The 15,043-nt window shown below is 43.8% G+C and carries 13 protein-coding genes and 1 riboswitch; of the genes, 4 read left to right on the top strand and 9 right to left on the bottom strand.

Annotated features, from left to right (window positions below):
• Nucleotides 1–429: 429 nt before the first annotated feature.
• Nucleotides 430–882 carry an RNA recognition motif domain-containing protein gene (locus tag ACED41_RS20840; protein ID WP_371725606.1) on the top strand — a complete coding sequence of 151 codons (453 nt, stop codon included), beginning with the start codon at nucleotides 430–432 and terminating at the stop codon, nucleotides 880–882.
• Here the strand turns inward: ACED41_RS20840 and murI are convergent.
• Genes murI through btuB form a run of 3 tightly spaced genes read right to left on the bottom strand, consistent with a single transcriptional unit; the run spans nucleotide 845 to nucleotide 4,243 of the window.
• Entirely contained in the window at nucleotides 845–1,651 is an 807-nt protein-coding gene (gene murI, locus ACED41_RS20835) for a glutamate racemase (RefSeq protein WP_017061053.1), read from the bottom strand. The two genes, ACED41_RS20840 and murI, sit on opposite strands and share 38 nt — an antisense overlap.
• 60 nt (nucleotides 1,652–1,711) lie before the next feature.
• On the bottom strand, nucleotides 1,712–2,377 hold the full coding sequence (locus ACED41_RS20830) for an ATPase (protein WP_017067885.1): 666 nt from the start codon (nucleotides 2,375–2,377) through the stop codon (nucleotides 1,712–1,714).
• A gap of 48 nt (nucleotides 2,378–2,425) precedes the next feature.
• The gene (gene btuB / locus ACED41_RS20825) at nucleotides 2,426–4,243 is read right to left on the bottom strand and encodes a TonB-dependent vitamin B12 receptor (RefSeq protein WP_371725605.1); all 1,818 of its coding nucleotides are present in this window, start codon (nucleotides 4,241–4,243) and stop codon (nucleotides 2,426–2,428) included.
• A gap of 39 nt (nucleotides 4,244–4,282) precedes the next feature.
• Nucleotides 4,283–4,487, bottom strand: a riboswitch (cobalamin riboswitch).
• A 154-nt stretch (nucleotides 4,488–4,641) separates the two neighbouring features.
• On the opposite strand from btuB, the gene trmA reads away from it, so the two are divergent.
• Nucleotides 4,642–5,751: a tRNA (uridine(54)-C5)-methyltransferase TrmA gene (gene trmA, locus ACED41_RS20820; protein ID WP_017061050.1), complete on the top strand. Its 1,110-nt coding sequence runs from the start codon at nucleotides 4,642–4,644 to the stop codon at nucleotides 5,749–5,751.
• A gap of 80 nt (nucleotides 5,752–5,831) precedes the next feature.
• On the opposite strand, the gene ACED41_RS20815 is transcribed toward trmA, so the two are convergent.
• Nucleotides 5,832–6,203, bottom strand: coding sequence for a YijD family membrane protein (locus tag ACED41_RS20815; protein WP_017061049.1), 372 nt, complete (start codon nucleotides 6,201–6,203; stop codon nucleotides 5,832–5,834).
• Nucleotides 6,203–6,844, bottom strand: coding sequence for an HTH-type transcriptional repressor FabR (fabR, locus tag ACED41_RS20810; RefSeq protein WP_010438693.1), 642 nt, complete (start codon nucleotides 6,842–6,844; stop codon nucleotides 6,203–6,205). The genes ACED41_RS20815 and fabR overlap by 1 nt, the downstream gene beginning before the upstream one ends.
• Nucleotides 6,845–7,171: 327 nt before the next feature.
• Here fabR and sthA point away from each other — a divergent pair, with 327 nt between their 5' ends.
• Nucleotides 7,172–8,572 carry a Si-specific NAD(P)(+) transhydrogenase gene (gene sthA / locus ACED41_RS20805; RefSeq protein WP_371725604.1) on the top strand — a complete coding sequence of 467 codons (1,401 nt, stop codon included), beginning with the start codon at nucleotides 7,172–7,174 and terminating at the stop codon, nucleotides 8,570–8,572.
• Between the two features lie 182 nt (nucleotides 8,573–8,754).
• Here the strand turns inward: sthA and dinF are convergent, their stop codons facing one another.
• The 4 genes from dinF to ACED41_RS20785 all read right to left on the bottom strand — a co-directional run bounded on the left by dinF (nucleotide 8,755) and on the right by ACED41_RS20785 (nucleotide 12,281).
• Nucleotides 8,755–10,110, bottom strand: a complete 1,356-nt coding sequence (gene dinF / locus ACED41_RS20800) for an MATE family efflux transporter DinF (protein WP_017067882.1) — start codon at nucleotides 10,108–10,110, stop codon at nucleotides 8,755–8,757.
• Between the two features lie 117 nt (nucleotides 10,111–10,227).
• On the bottom strand, nucleotides 10,228–11,106 hold the full coding sequence (locus tag ACED41_RS20795; protein WP_017070281.1) for a class I SAM-dependent methyltransferase: 879 nt from the start codon (nucleotides 11,104–11,106) through the stop codon (nucleotides 10,228–10,230).
• A 97-nt stretch (nucleotides 11,107–11,203) separates the two neighbouring features.
• The gene (gene lexA / locus ACED41_RS20790; RefSeq protein WP_019820514.1) at nucleotides 11,204–11,824 is read right to left on the bottom strand and encodes a transcriptional repressor LexA; all 621 of its coding nucleotides are present in this window, start codon (nucleotides 11,822–11,824) and stop codon (nucleotides 11,204–11,206) included.
• Nucleotides 11,825–11,918: 94 nt separating this feature from the next.
• Entirely contained in the window at nucleotides 11,919–12,281 is a 363-nt protein-coding gene (locus ACED41_RS20785; protein WP_017061045.1) for a diacylglycerol kinase, read from the bottom strand.
• A 220-nt stretch (nucleotides 12,282–12,501) separates the two neighbouring features.
• Here ACED41_RS20785 and plsB point away from each other — a divergent pair, with 220 nt between their 5' ends.
• Entirely contained in the window at nucleotides 12,502–14,925 is a 2,424-nt protein-coding gene (plsB, locus tag ACED41_RS20780; protein WP_371725603.1) for a glycerol-3-phosphate 1-O-acyltransferase PlsB, read from the top strand.
• Nucleotides 14,926–15,043: the final 118 nt, after the last annotated feature.

Raw genomic sequence — 15,043 nt, 5'->3', positions numbered from 1 at the left:
TAAAACGTTTTGATATTCATCAACGAGTGCCCACACAGATTGATAGGTTTAAATTATTAAAGAGCGCTAGCGCTTTGTGATTCACATCTCAGTCGCTAGGGGTGCGTACTATACCTGCACCACTTTGAGAGTCAAGGGTTATTTTCAAACTCTTTTTCTCTACCGATTTCGCTGTGTGACTTTCGTCTCACTCCGTGTCGGTGAGGCGGCATTATAGAGAGATTGAGATGGAGCACAAGGGCTTTTTGAAATAAAAGTTTTGTTCGCCTAAAAAGCCACCAGATCCGCATTTTTCGAATAAAAACTAAACATTTGAGACGTATCACAGCAATACATTGGAAAAATGGAAGCCATGAACGTAAGATTCATGTGTCTATTTTGTTAATGGTAGATGCGTCTATTTCGTTTATTAATATGTAGTATTCCGATATGAACTCAAAAAAATCGATGTTGTTAATTGTCGCACTGGCTGTATTAGGCGGCATTGTTTTCTCTCAGGTAGATATATCGCCTGCAATTACCTTTATCCTTGGTGTCTTGGCTTCCGCTTTTGTTGTTAACTTTTCAAGCACCGACTCAAAATCAGATTCAGAACCTAAGGCTTCAACCAAAACACTTTATGTGGGTAACCTTCCATACAAAGCGAACGAATCACATGTACATGAATTATTCTCAGAGCATGGTGAAGTATTTGCAGTACGCTTAATGAAAGACAAACGTACTGGTAAAAGAAGAGGCTTTGGATTTGTTGTTATGGCAAGTAATGATGTGAATCATGCAATCTCTGCACTTAACGATAAAGATTACATGCAACGCACTTTAAAAGTACGTGTTGCAAATGATCCTAAACATCCTGAAGCGGACGAATCTGAACTGAGCTAAACCCTAACTGCTTTAACATACTATTTAGTGCACTTTCTTTTTTAGGAAGTGCACTACAAAAAACTTCACGTACTCCCCCTTCTTTATTAACGCTTTCCAAACCCAACAAATCTTGAACCCGCTTAGCTATCGCTTTACCAGAATCTATCAGCACTACACTTTCACCTAGTACTTGTTGAATCTCTGATTTGATCAATGGGAAATGAGTACATCCTAATACAGCCACATCAATTGTGTTGATCATCGGCTGAAGGATTTGCTGTAACTCTTCAAGGCTAATCTCCTCGCCTCTGAGTTTATCTTCGGCCATATCCACCAGCCGAGTAGAACCCAACAGCTCTACTCTTTTATTACTCGAGAAGTTTTTGATGAGCTCGTGTGTGTATTCACGAGTAATCGTCGCGGGAGTCGCAATAAGGCCAACCGCTTTATTAGCCAGTAACGAAGCAGGTTTGATTGCCGGGACTACGCCGACAATAGGGATAAGGTTATTAGCGCGAAGTGTCGGCAGGACTATCGTACTGGCCGTATTACAAGCTATCACCACGATATCAATAGCGTGACTCGCCACAAAACTGGCGACGATACTTTGGACTCGCTGAATGAGGACTTGCTGATCGAGCTCACCATAAGGGTAAGCCTCGTTATCGAATACATAGATATAGTTGTGATTGGGTAGTAACTGGCTTATCTCTTTATATACAGACAGACCGCCAACTCCAGAATCAAAGACCAATATGTTTTTTTGTATGCTTTCCGACACAACCATTACCTGTAATAAGTTCCGCAGCAATGATACCCCTTCACCTAGTTTTCGCCAATCATCACTCTACATAATGCAAGCTCGGTAGCGTTGATGCCCAAAGCGCTCACCCTGCTCTACATTTTCTAGCTCTATCTTAAGCTTACCTTTAAAGCATGGCGCTGACGTGACTAAGGTATGGAACTCACCATCTTCTCCACATGGGTCGACGTGACTTGGCAAACTGTCTATTAGTTCAGGCGTGTATTCTTTCCCGCAATAGCTCATGTCTAATGCATCGCTATCAACTGTGACGAGAAAGGTTTCGATTCCTCTATTTATGATTTCTTGAGCCAGAGTTTGGCTACTCTCTCCCATTAGTGGAAACACACACTCCCAGCCAGCCGGTTCTATATAGCTTTTTCTATAGTCGGCAATGCCATTGCAAAACATATCGCCAAATGCGACCGCATCAATTGATAAGCAAGACCCTTCCAATGCTGAGACAATCGTACTTTGGTAAATCTCATTGCTCGGGAACACTTCAGGAAGCTCTATGGTGATGAGTGGCAAACCGATTAATTGTGCCTGCATGGCAACGACATCAATAGGAGTTACCTGGAAAGGAACCTCATCACCAACATACGTAGTATAGAGAGCAACAACTTCATACTCGGTGCTTTCAAGTAGACGTTCTAGGGTTAATGTAGAGTCTTTTCCTGACGACCAACTTATGACGACTTTCTTTTTCATTGATATACCCAATAAGAAAAAACCGCCCGAAGGCGGTTTAGGTGATAATTAGAATTGGTAAGTAGCATTCACGTAATATGTACGCTCTGGTGATGGGTATCCACCAGCAGTCTCGTACTCTTCGTCAGTTAAGTTATCCACTCGACCATTTAAAGTAAGGTTTTCATTCGCATAGTAGTTCACTGAAACATCAAACAAGCTATACGCTGCGAGATCTTCAGAGAAGTCCGGTCTCTCACCTACATATTGGAAACCTAATGAAACATCAACATCATCGAAACTAGCCACTGCATTATACTTGTAAATCTTCTTAGCTCGGCGTATCAGTTGCTCACCAGATTGATCTTCTGGGTCTTGGAAATTAGCGCTCACTTGGTGGTTAATAAAGCTAGTATCAAATCCAACGACCATTTCCACACCACGTAATTGGCTTTCGCCATCGGTATTGTAGTACTTACTTGTCGCGTAGTTGTAATCAATTAAGTCTTCGACGTTCGTGTCATAGCCAGTAATCGACCAATCAACACCCTTGATTAAGCCACCAAAAGTCAGTTCAAATGAATCTGCCTTTTCAGCTTCTAACTGTGCATTACCGTAGTAGCTATATAGTTGATACAAGTTAGGTGCTTTGAAGGATGTGCCATAAGCTGCTTTTACAACAAGCCACTCAGCATAACGATAGCCTAACCCTGTGTTGTAAGTAGTTTCTGTACCAAACTGCTCATTGTCATCAACACGAAGACTCAGTTCTCCGAACACTTTATCCGCATCTGCGTTTAATGCAGCGAAGTACGCAACATTCGTTCTGTCGTATTCAGTATTCGAAGGCTTAACAATATAAGCCTCATCACGCCAATCTACACCACCACTAAGAGTCAGTGACGACGTTAGTTTGTATGAATTCACCCATTGAACATTTAGCTGTTCAAGCTCATCAGATGTTGCTGACGCTGAGTTCTTGCCTAAAGACTGTTCGTAGTTCCAGTTATCTTGATTCTGATAGTTAACTAAGAAATCAGACTTAAGTTCACTGCCACTATATTTAACACCAGTAGCAAAGGTCGAATTTTGAACTTCAGCTTCTTTGTAAGAATGGTCTGTACCAAATGAACCATCGTACTGAGAAATGGTTTCAAACATACGGAAATTCGCGAAGCCACTCCATTGCTGATCAAAATTATGAACATAACCAATTAGAGCATTGCGTGATTCAAAACCATGGCGATCACCATCATTAACACCTGGTAATGGATGAACGTTGTATCCCTCATCGGAATCGTAACCAACAGATACGTTCAAGTGACCATTTTCACCGACCTTAGTACCACTAACAAAGCTCAGCTCTTGGTAATCTAAGCTTCCTAAACCTGCACTAACTGCCGTTTTTTCATTGTCAGAGTTTGCAACAGTAATAATGTTGATAACACCGCCGATAGCTTCTGAGCCATACATAGCGGCACGAGCTCCTCGAACGTATTCCACTCGGTCAACGAATGTAATTGGTAACTGGCTAAAATCGACACCACCCTTTGCAGCTCGCGCAAAACGAATACCATCAATGAGAACAAGCACTTGATCAGAATTAGCACCACGAACAAAGATCGAAGCTTGCTGTCCTCGGCCTCCATTTTGTGAAACCTGAATACCCGTCAATCGTCTAAACACATCTGTTAGAGACTTAGCTTGAATTCGATCGATATCTTGGCGTGTTACTACTTCAACTTGAGCGACAACACTTTCCGTGCTTTGCTCAAAACGGTTAGCCGTAACCACCATGGTTTCGTCGGCAGAGGCTTCTTGGGCGTGTAAATTGGAGATAGGTGAAAGCAGCGATGCTACAGCTATCGCTAAAAGGGATTTGTTCATGTTGTTATCCTAAATCGCGTAAATTCCTACCAAACCACATCTTATGGTTTAGCTACTGGCAGGTATTCGGACTCAAGAGCACAACCTTTTGGTTACCTTATATTCGACTTCCCACAAAAAGCTATTTGCAGTGTCTTGTGAATACTTGTTCTCTTTTACCGCTGCGCGTCAGTTCTGGATTTACACCAGATTCCCTCTTCAGCCATCTATACATCTAAATGACACCAGCTTGCCGAAGATAGTATTGACCTATGAATCATTTGTCTAGTCTAAGATAGTTATAAGCTATAGTTTTCATGGTCGATTTACATTGAATGGCTCTCAACACTGGACAAGCGCCTGTGATTGAATAAAATCTGCGCTCTTGATTTAAAAGCACGACAGCAAAAGGCATAACAATGGCGAATTTAGATGTAAACCCGCAACGCTACCAAGAACAACTGGCAGAAAAGACAGAGCGTCTTACAGAAATGTTCTCAGAATATGATGTGCCTGAACTGGAAGTGTATGAATCTCCAGAACAACACTACCGCATGCGTGCTGAGTTCCGCGTGTGGCATGAAGGTGACGATATGTATTACGTCATGTTCAATCAAGAGACTAAAGAAAAATACCGCGTAGACCAGTTCCCTGCAGCTAGCCGTCTTATCAATGACCTAATGCCTCTATTAACAGATGCAATGAAGGACAACCACTCTCTGCGCCACAAGCTATTCCAAGTAGACTTCCTTTCTACGTTAAGCGGCGAAATTTTGGTGTCATTGCTTTACCACCGTCAATTAGGTGAACAGTGGATTCAAGATGCTAAAGCACTTAAGCAGCAATTAAACGATGAAGGTTTTAACCTAAACCTGATTGGCCGTGCGCGTAAGATGAAAATCGTACTGGACCGCGACTACGTAATTGAAAAGCTAGATGTGAATGGTGATAGCTACATCTACCAACAAGTAGAGAACAGCTTTACTCAACCCAACGGCAAAGTGGCAGAGAAAATGTTGGAATGGGCTGTCGATTGTACTCAAGACAGCAAAGGCGACTTACTTGAGCTTTACTGTGGTAACGGTAACTTCTCATTAGCGCTAGCACAAAACTTCGAGCGTGTACTGGCAACTGAACTGGCGAAACCGTCAGTAGAATCTGCGCAATACAACATCGCTGCGAACAACATTGAAAATGTTCAGATCATCCGTATGTCTGCAGAAGATTTTACTGTAGCAATGGAAGGCAAGCGTGAGTTCCGTCGTCTACAGCAAGCGAACATCGATCTTAAGAGCTACAACTGCAACACTATCTTTGTTGATCCACCGCGTTCAGGTATGGATGTTGATACTTGTAAGATGGTTCAAGGCTACGAGCGTATCATGTACATCTCTTGTAACCCTGAAACATTGAAAGAGAACCTAGACATCCTAAGCGAAACGCACGACATCACTCGTTTTGCTCTGTTTGACCAGTTCCCTTACACGCACCACATGGAAGCTGGCGTATTCCTAGAGCGTAAAGCGTAAGTATCGCTTTCAGGTCTAAGCCAAACAGCAGATACAAAAAAACGAGCCCATTGGCTCGTTTTTTTAATTTCTAAATCAGCTTAAGCAGTTTTGCCGATAAAGCCGAGTTTCTTACCTACCCATGCAAGAAGCAACATCGCGACAATAATCGCAAAGAAGTTTGAGCCAGCATCAGGGTGTTGTGCCTTCACAAAAGCCGAGTGGCCAAATGCACCTACAAAGAAACAAGCCAAACCTACTAGTGGAATATCTTCAGATACTGGGTTAGTTAGGTACTCTTGGTAAAGTGCTTGTACAGCCAAGACTAAAGCAATCAGTGGGAAAATAGAGAAGCCCACTTCGCTCATTGTTACCCAAGATAACAGAGCATCACCACACACACCGGCAATAACAGCAAGTACGAGTGTCTTTCTTTCTGAACCACGGTTTACAGTATTATTTTCATTCGACATTATTCAATCCCGCCTTTTAATCGGTTACGTTCACGTTCTTTACGATACCAAAAAGCCCCTTTGGCCATCATTCGCAATTGCATGATCAAGCGTTCAGCCAGTTCATCTCGCTGACGTCGATCTAAATCTAATGCTTCTGCCCCTGAGTTGAAGACTAAGATAACCGAGGCTTCCGCTTGAGTGAAAGCTTCGTCCCTTGTCATGCCAGTCGTTATCAAATATTCGGTTAACTCAGCAGAGAAGTGCTGTATCTCACGAGCTACCGCTGCACGAAACTCAAATGAAGTTCCTGAGCGCTCTCGCAATAACAGTCTGAATACGTTAGGGCTGCTTTCAATGAATTCCATAAAGGTTTCAACCGATGTACGAATCACACTGCCTTCTTTTACTATGCGTTGCCTAGCTTGACGCATTAACTGGCGCAGCAGTAAGCCACCTTCATCAACCATGGTTAAGCCAAGCTCATCCATGTCTTTGAAGTGACGATAAAAGGAAGTCGGTGCTATTCCAGCCTCACGAGCGACTTCTCTCAAGCTTAGATTGGAAAAACTACGATCGGCGCTGAGTTGGCTAAATGCTGCATCGATTAAGCTGCGACGAGTTTTTTCTTTTTGCTGTGCGCGAATGCCCATTGGTTTCATACTTTATCAATTTCTTCTTTTACAGCCTAAACAGGCATGTCTAATACTCTATTCAATATAACGCGAATCACTTATTTATATAAGGCACTCTGGTTATATAAGACACTAAACATACCTCTTTGTTCACGTACCGAAGTAAATACGTTCGAAGAAAAAATTTCAATATCCACACTGTCATTTGGAGACATACGACATACCAAATATTATTTTTTCGATAACACTGCGTGATCCCACCGACTCTCTGATGCCCTTTTCATGTACCCAAGAACAGAATCAGTTAAAATCTCGCTAAAGCAATGTTACTCAAATATAACAAGGAAGATATCTATGCCGCACTCCAACCACTTTGATGTAATCGTAATTGGTAGTGGCCCCGGAGGAGAAGGGGCAGCGATGGGATTAACCAAAGCCGGGTTGAACGTTGCAATCATTGAGAAAGAGAGCAGCGTTGGTGGTGGTTGTACTCACTGGGGAACCATTCCTTCAAAGGCACTGCGTCATGCCGTAAGTCGTATTATCGAATTCAACAGTAATCCGCTGTTTTGTCAGAACAACAAAAGCATACACTCAACGTTTTCTAACATTTTGGGGCATGCCAAATCGGTTATCGACAAGCAGACTCGATTACGCCAAGGCTTCTACGACCGCAACCAGTGCACGTTGGTCTTTGGTACTGCACGTTTTATCGATACCAACACTGTCTCGGTAATACAAAGCGATGGCACTGAAGAACATTACAGTGCAGACAAATTTGTTATCGCGACAGGCTCTCGCCCTTACCAACCAGATAACGTCGACTTCCTGCATGAACGTATCTACGACAGTGACTCGATTCTTTCTCTTAAACACGACCCGCAACACATCATCATCTATGGTGCTGGCGTTATTGGTTGTGAATACGCGTCGATTTTCCGCGGTTTGGGTGTAAAAACCGATCTTATCAATACTCGTGACCGTCTGTTGTCATTCCTAGACAATGAAACCTCAGATGCACTTTCTTATCACTTCTGGAACAGCGGTGTCGTGATTCGCAACGATGAAACCTTTGAGAAAATTGAAGGCACTGATGATGGCGTGATCATTCACCTAGAGTCAGGTAAAAAGATGCGCGCTGATTGCCTACTGTATGCCAATGGCCGAACGGGTAATACCGATAAACTGAACCTTGGTGCTGTTGGCTTAGAAGCGGACTCGCGTGGGCAAGTCTCAGTAAATACCAATTACCAAACCAATGTTGACCATGTTTACGCTGTCGGTGATGTGATTGGCTACCCTAGCCTAGCAAGCGCGGCTTATGACCAAGGTCGATTTGTGGCTCAAGCAATTGTGAAAGGTGAAGCTGAACGCCACCTTATCGAAGACATTCCAACCGGCATCTACACCATCCCGGAGATCAGTTCTGTTGGTAAAACCGAGCAAGAACTTACCGCAGCTAAAGTACCGTATGAAGTAGGACGTTCTTCATTCAAACACCTAGCTCGTGCTCAAATTGCGGGTAAAGACATTGGTAGCTTGAAGATTCTGTTCCATCGCGAAACCAAAGAGATTTTAGGTATCCACGTGTTTGGTGAGCGTGCCGCTGAAATCATCCATATCGGACAAGCGATCATGGAACAGAAAGGTGAAGCAAATACCATCGAGTACTTTGTGAATACAACCTTTAACTATCCAACGATGGCGGAAGCTTATCGTGTTGCAGCACTCAACGGGCTTAACCGTTTATTCTAGATAAAGAACCAATAGGAGTATTTGACCACCCATAGGCCAAATACATAAACAGCAAGCCACGCGCTTGCTGTTTTTATTTAAAACACTGAATATTAAGGCATGATAGTAATTAGATCATGATGTTCTAAATACCCCTTTACCTGTACAGCCTCATTTACTCTCCACAAACAGAGCCCTCAGAGCTAAGCGAGAAACTCCCCTTTCTTCCACTGAGAAACAAACAACACACCAAGACCAATTCCGCGCATTGCCATAAAGCTCAGCATCGCTAACCACAGTGCATGGTTCTCTAAACCTGATGCTAAATAGAAAATCGCGAAGAAACTACAGGTCGCAACAAACATACTATTGCGCATATCCTTGCCCTTGGTTGCTCCAACAAAAATACCATCCAACAAGAAGCACCACATAGACACCAATGGCATTGCGACTAACCACGGTAAATACACCTCGGCTTGGTTCTTCACGTCAGGAATGGTAGTGATCATATTAATCAAACTCGAGCCAGCGAGTGCGAACGCTATGGTCAGTACCAAACAAATATTAAAGCTCCAGAAGAAAGTACCAATCAATGACTGGTTCAGTTCATCTTTGTCTTTCGCGCCTATCGCCTTACCGACCATCGCTTCCATTGCGTAGGCAAAGCCATCCATCCCATAAGAGATGATCATCAAGAAACTCATCAACACTGCATTGGCCGCAACAACATCATCGCCAAAGCTTGCACCTTGGAAAGTCATGAAAGTGAAAGTCGCTTGTAGATACAATGAACGAAGAAAGATATCGCGATTCAATTTCACGAAACGACTCAAACCTTGGCTGGTTTTCTTAAGCAGATCCCATGGCGATGGTAACTGCTTCTTCGCCCAGATTCGGTAAACACAAATCAAGCCAAATGTTAGACCGGCATAATCAGCCATTACAGATGCCAATGCTGCACCTTCCACTTGCCATCCTAAGCCGATAACAAAAACAATATCCAAAACGATATTGGTGATATTGGTGATGATCACCATCCACATGGGCGCTTTGGCATTTTGAGTCCCGAGTAACCAACCTAGAATCACAAAGTTAGTTAGCGCAGCAGGCGCACTCCAAGCGCGGATTGAGAAATATTGCTGACCATAGTGCTTAACTTGATCACTGGCGCTACTCAATGAGAAAACTAAATCGGCGACTAGACTGTGTAAAAGCAAAAAGACACCAGCAAACCCTAAGGCCATGGTCACGCCTTGCACAAAGACTAAACCAAGTTGCTTGCCATCATTCGCACCATAAGATTGTGCGGCTAGCCCTGTTGTCGACATGCGCAGGAAACCAAGCAACCAAAAGGTCACGCTGATCATTGTGCCGCCCAGCGCCACACCACCTAAATACCAAGAGTGCTCGAGGTGACCGATAACCGCCGCATCGACTAAGCCCAGCAGTGGAACAGTAATATTAGAGAGAACCATCGGGATCGCGAGCAGCAGCACTTTTTTGTGCATCGCCTGATTGGATAGCGTTTGAAAAATAGTTTGGGGATTAAATAGCTTCACGATCACCTCTTAGATTAGAGGCGATAGTTTAACCTAGTGGGTGGGCTTTCACTATGTTGTGGAATTTTACTTATACCGGCTATGTACTCAGTTACTCGAAATACAGAACCACTAGGGTTACCACTTAACGAGCACTAACTGCGGCGTTAAACGCTTTTTGACCTGAGAGATCTTACAAAGAAGCCGCTGCCACAATTTCCAACGATTGCATTGTTGGTCTAGGGGAGAAAACGCTTTTACCCATTGTGCCCATGGCAGCCAATTAAGAACGCTGTCTATTGGTGAAGACAACCCATGAGCATACTTTCCTGAACCAAGCTTTTGTCCCAACGTACTTGAGCTTTTATCTCCAGCTAAGACTAAACACGCATGTGCATGAGTAAAGTAGCGGCTCAAAGACTGAATGAAGTTCGCGGTCTGTTGTTCATTACAATCCAGCAAAGCATGTTCACACACCACCATCACCGAGGCTTGTTCTGGAATATTAAGTTCATCCAACCAAGTTAGGTCATCGACAGAGCCACACTCTAAGCGATAGCGTTCATTTTTGTGGAACAAGCGTTGTCGCCAAAGCAGATTCTCGGTTACATCTAACTCAACCCAATGACAGCGGCCATTATCTAAACGGTAGAAACGGGTATCGAGCCCTGCTCCCACGTTAATAATCCAAGCATCTGGGTTATGAGATAAAAACTGTTGAACTTGAGAATCACAAAGTTGAGTCAGTGTCGCGTAAAGGAGTTGCTGTTGGTCGAGTTCACCGGTAAGACATTCTGGTGCGAGCTGGCAACGCTTGCAGGCTTGAGCTGCGATAGGATCATAAACGAGACCATCATCAGCTAGGCTTTCACGGCTACGAAACCAAAGATGCTGAACGAGGTTCGTCGGAACTTGGAATTCTTGATGTGCAGACCCTTGTTCAGAAGAAGCCTTTTGAACAGAGGAGCGCGGCTTACGAGTAAGCGGCTTCATTTGAGGTTTGGTTGGGTTTGGCATCATCATCTTCCTTGTATCTCGACAAAGAAGATGATAATGAATATCAATTACAATGACAAGTTATTGAGAATAAATATCAATAAGCTGTTTGTACTGACTACATCCAGTCGGTGTTGCGAATAATACCAACCGCAAGCCCTTCAATAGACAAGTGTTGAGATTCTAGATCGACATGGATTGGAGAAAACTCTTCATTTTCAGCATGTAACAGAACCGTTGAACCTTTACGTTCTAGGCGTTTTACCGTTACATCATCATCGACACGAGCCACTACAACCTGACCATCGCGTACATCTTGTGTTTTATGAACAGCTAATAAATCACCATCCATAATACCGATGTCTTTCATACTTTCGCCATTTACACGAAGTAAGAAGTCAGCTTGTGGTTTAAACATGCCTGGATCAACTTGGTAATGCATTTCTACATGCTCTTGAGCCAAGATAGGCTCACCAGCGGCAACCTGACCGATTAATGGTAAACCTTGCTCTTCGTTTGCTGCATCTTCAAGCAAAATACGAATACCGCGAGACGCACCCGGGATAATCTCAATCGCTTCTTTACGAGCAAGAGCTTTCAAATGTTCTTCTGCAGCATTAGCAGAACGGAAGCCTAGTTCACGCGCGATTTCTGCACGTGTCGGTGGCATACCGGAATCTTCGATCTTACCTTTGATAAGGTCAAAGACTTGTTGCTGGCGGGGCGTTAACGGCTTCATGATTCACCTGTCTTTTTATACAGTTGACTGTGAGTATATCCAGTAACTGAACAAAAGCAAAGCAATTGGTTGTTTTTAGTTCATTTTTAGCAAATTACAAAAACAGGATCTCTAGCCACACATAACCTGCGAGTGCCAAACAGATGAAAACTGCTGCCGAACCGACATCTTTAGCCATCCCAGAAAGCTCATGATGTTCACTGCCGATTCGGTCGACAACCGCTTCAATCGCGGTATTGATTAGCTCGACAACCATCACCAATACCACCGATGAGATCATTAAGATTCGTTCAACTTGGCTTACATCTAGGTAAAATGCCAACGGAATAAGCACGACCGCCATGAACACTTCCTGTCGAAATGCAGCCTCATTTTTAAACGAACTCGTAATGCCTTGCCATGAAAAGCCTGCTGCTTTGATGATGCGTTTGAATCCGGTGTTTGATTTTTTGGTCATTTTTAACCCTATACTCAATCAGTCGATGAATGATTTTCCACAAACTTAACGGCAATATGACTATTTCCATTAAAAGGTTAGACCAGTTTCTGGTATTCTTGCATCGATTAAATTTACGCCTAGGCTTATCCCTATTTCACTCATAGGATTTATCCTTTTTATCAGAGAAATAGAGATACGCTTCAGCACATTGAAATAACTATTGAGGCAGTGAACCTATATGTCTTCTGGACAATCTTTTTCACGTTCATTAATGAAGCTACCTTTATCCGTATTGGTAAAGGGCACATCAATTCCTTCAAACCCTGTTGAGGATTTGAACATTGATTTGAGCAAACCGATTGTATACGCCTTACCGTTTCGCTCAAGTGTCGACATTCTTACATTGCAAAAACATGCACTTGAATTAGGCCTACCTGATCCGTTGAGCAAGCTTGAAATCAACGGCAAATCACTGCAACGCTACGTTTTCATCTCTTCTCGCAAAACTCTGCTGCAAGACGATGATTATGTACCAAGCTCTTCAATTGAAGTGTTCTCTGAATTGCTTTCACTGCACGCCGACGACTCTGAACTCGATGTTCAAGTTATCCCTGCTACCGTTTTGTGGGGGCGCAAACCTGGTAAAGAGAATAACCAGAAGCCTTACCTACAGGCAATGAACGGCTTAGAGAAATCAAAAGCGGTATTGCTAGCCGGTCGTGACTGCTTGGTTCGCTTTAGTCCTGTGGTTTCTCTGCGTTACATGGCCAACTCACACGGCACCGACAGCACCATCGCGCACAAACTGGCGCGCGTGGCACGTATTCACTTCTCTCGCCAAAAGCTTGCAGCATCAGGCCCTAACCTGCCAAGCCGCCAAGCTCTGTTTGATCGCCTGTTAAAATCAGAAGCGATCAAAAAAGCGATTGAAGACGAAGCACAAGCAAAGAACATCTCGATCGAGAAAGCGAGCAAAGAAGCTCAAGACATTATGGACGAGATTGCTGCGAACTTCTCTTACTCGCTGATCAAGCGTGGTGAGAAGATTCTTGGTTGGCTGTGGAATAAGTTGTACCAAGGCCTGCATATCAGCAACGCTTCAACGGTTCGTAAGTTGGCTCAAGATGGTCACGAGATTGTTTACGTGCCTTGTCACCGTAGCCACATGGACTACTTACTGCTTTCTTATGTGCTTTATCATGAAGGCATGGTGCCGCCGCACATCGCTGCGGGTATCAACCTGAACTTCTTCCCTGCCGGTCCTATTTTCCGTCATGGTGGTGCGTTCTTTATTCGTCGTAGCTTCAAAGGCAACAAGCTGTACTCGACGATTTTCCGTGAATACCTAGCGGAGTTGTTCGCTAAAGGTTACTCAGTAGAGTACTTCAGTGAAGGTGGGCGTTCTCGTACAGGTCGTTTATTGCAAGCGAAGACCGGCATGTTGGCGATGACTATTCAAGCGATGCTGCGCGGCATGAATCGCCCGGTGACTTTGGTTCCTGTGTACATCGGCTACGAGCACGTGATGGAAGTGGCGACTTACGCAAAAGAACTTCGTGGTAAGCGTAAAGAGAAAGAAAACGCGAGCTTAGTGATTCGTACCATTCGTAAGCTACGTAACTTTGGTAAAGGCTACGTGAACTTCGGTGAGCCTATTCAACTGAACCAATACCTGAATGAACACTCACCTGAGTGGACCAAAGACATCGACCCAATGGGCACCAGTAAACCACAATGGATGAATCCGGTGGTTAATGACTTGGCGACCAAAATGATGACGCACATTAACGATGCCGCGGCGACCAACGCATTGACCCTTTGTGCAACCGCGCTATTAGCCTCAAGACAGCGCGCATTGTCTCGCGACTCTTTGGTTTCTCAGATCAATTGCTACCTGTCTCTGCTTAAGAACGTACCTTACTCTGATACATTTACGGTACCAAAAGACAGTGCTGAAGATCTGGTAAAACACGCTGAATCGCTGAACAAGTTCCTAATTGAATCAGACTCAATGGGCGACATTATTTCGCTAGACCGTCACCAGTCAATTCTGATGACCTACTACCGAAACAACATCATTCACTTGTTCGCTCTGCCATCTTTAATTGCCCAGATGACCATTCGTCAGCGCGGTTTATCGATTGAAGCGATTCAAAAGAATGTTGCAGCAATTTATCCGTTCTTAAAGAAAGAGCTGTTCTTAAGCTACGACGAATCACAGCTTGAAGGCGTAGTATCAAACATCATTGATGAACTTGTTAGCCAGGGCATGATTGTTGTGTCTGACAATGAAGTGACGATCAACCAATCGAACAGCCAAGCTCTTATGCTGTTAGGCCGTACGATTTCAGAAACGCTACAGCGCTACTCTATTGCTCTAAACTTGCTGGCAGAGAATCCGGAACTGGACAAATCTGACCTTGAGCAGAAAAGCCAAGACATCGCACAGCGACTTGGTCGATTGCATGGTATCAATGCTCCCGAATTCTTCGATAAAGGTGTGTTTGCTTCTATGTTCGCAACGTTGAAGCAGCAACAGTACCTAGATAACGACGGCAACTGCGATTTAGAGAAGACTCAGCAATTCGCTAAGCTTCTTTACTCGATGCTTTACCCAGAAGTCCGTCTGACTATTCAAGAGAGTATTCACCAAGTCGAGTAATTCCTGTATATAGCAGGGCTCTGATAGCAGATTCAACGCGATCAAAAAAGGCACCCACTGGGTTAATGCCGATCAGTTAAAGCCAAAGCGATCGGTTGAAGGATCCTTCAGAGCTGTC

The sequence above is a fragment of the Vibrio sp. 1F255 genome (genome assembly GCF_041439145.1).
In the GTDB taxonomy this organism is placed as follows: domain Bacteria; phylum Pseudomonadota; class Gammaproteobacteria; order Enterobacterales; family Vibrionaceae; genus Vibrio; species Vibrio crassostreae_C.
This window is presented reverse-complemented; position numbering and strand designations above follow the sequence as displayed.

Excerpts from the sequence above, each read along its gene's own strand:
- lexA (WP_019820514.1), bottom strand. The coding sequence starts at position 11,824 with ATGAAGCCGTTAACGCCCCGCCAGCAACAAGTCTTTGACCTTATCAAA.
- ACED41_RS20840 (WP_371725606.1), top strand. The coding sequence starts at position 430 with ATGAACTCAAAAAAATCGATGTTGTTAATTGTCGCACTGGCTGTATTA.
- ACED41_RS20785 (WP_017061045.1), bottom strand. The coding sequence starts at position 12,281 with ATGACCAAAAAATCAAACACCGGATTCAAACGCATCATCAAAGCAGCA.
- ACED41_RS20830 (WP_017067885.1), bottom strand. The coding sequence starts at position 2,377 with ATGAAAAAGAAAGTCGTCATAAGTTGGTCGTCAGGAAAAGACTCTACA.
- ACED41_RS20795 (WP_017070281.1), bottom strand. The coding sequence starts at position 11,106 with ATGCCAAACCCAACCAAACCTCAAATGAAGCCGCTTACTCGTAAGCCG.
- plsB (WP_371725603.1), top strand. The coding sequence starts at position 12,502 with ATGTCTTCTGGACAATCTTTTTCACGTTCATTAATGAAGCTACCTTTA.
- trmA (WP_017061050.1), top strand. The coding sequence starts at position 4,642 with ATGGCGAATTTAGATGTAAACCCGCAACGCTACCAAGAACAACTGGCA.
- sthA (WP_371725604.1), top strand. The coding sequence starts at position 7,172 with ATGCCGCACTCCAACCACTTTGATGTAATCGTAATTGGTAGTGGCCCC.
- fabR (WP_010438693.1), bottom strand. The coding sequence starts at position 6,844 with ATGAAACCAATGGGCATTCGCGCACAGCAAAAAGAAAAAACTCGTCGC.
- murI (WP_017061053.1), bottom strand. The coding sequence starts at position 1,651 with ATGGTTGTGTCGGAAAGCATACAAAAAAACATATTGGTCTTTGATTCT.
- ACED41_RS20815 (WP_017061049.1), bottom strand. The coding sequence starts at position 6,203 with ATGTCGAATGAAAATAATACTGTAAACCGTGGTTCAGAAAGAAAGACA.
- btuB (WP_371725605.1), bottom strand. The coding sequence starts at position 4,243 with ATGAACAAATCCCTTTTAGCGATAGCTGTAGCATCGCTGCTTTCACCT.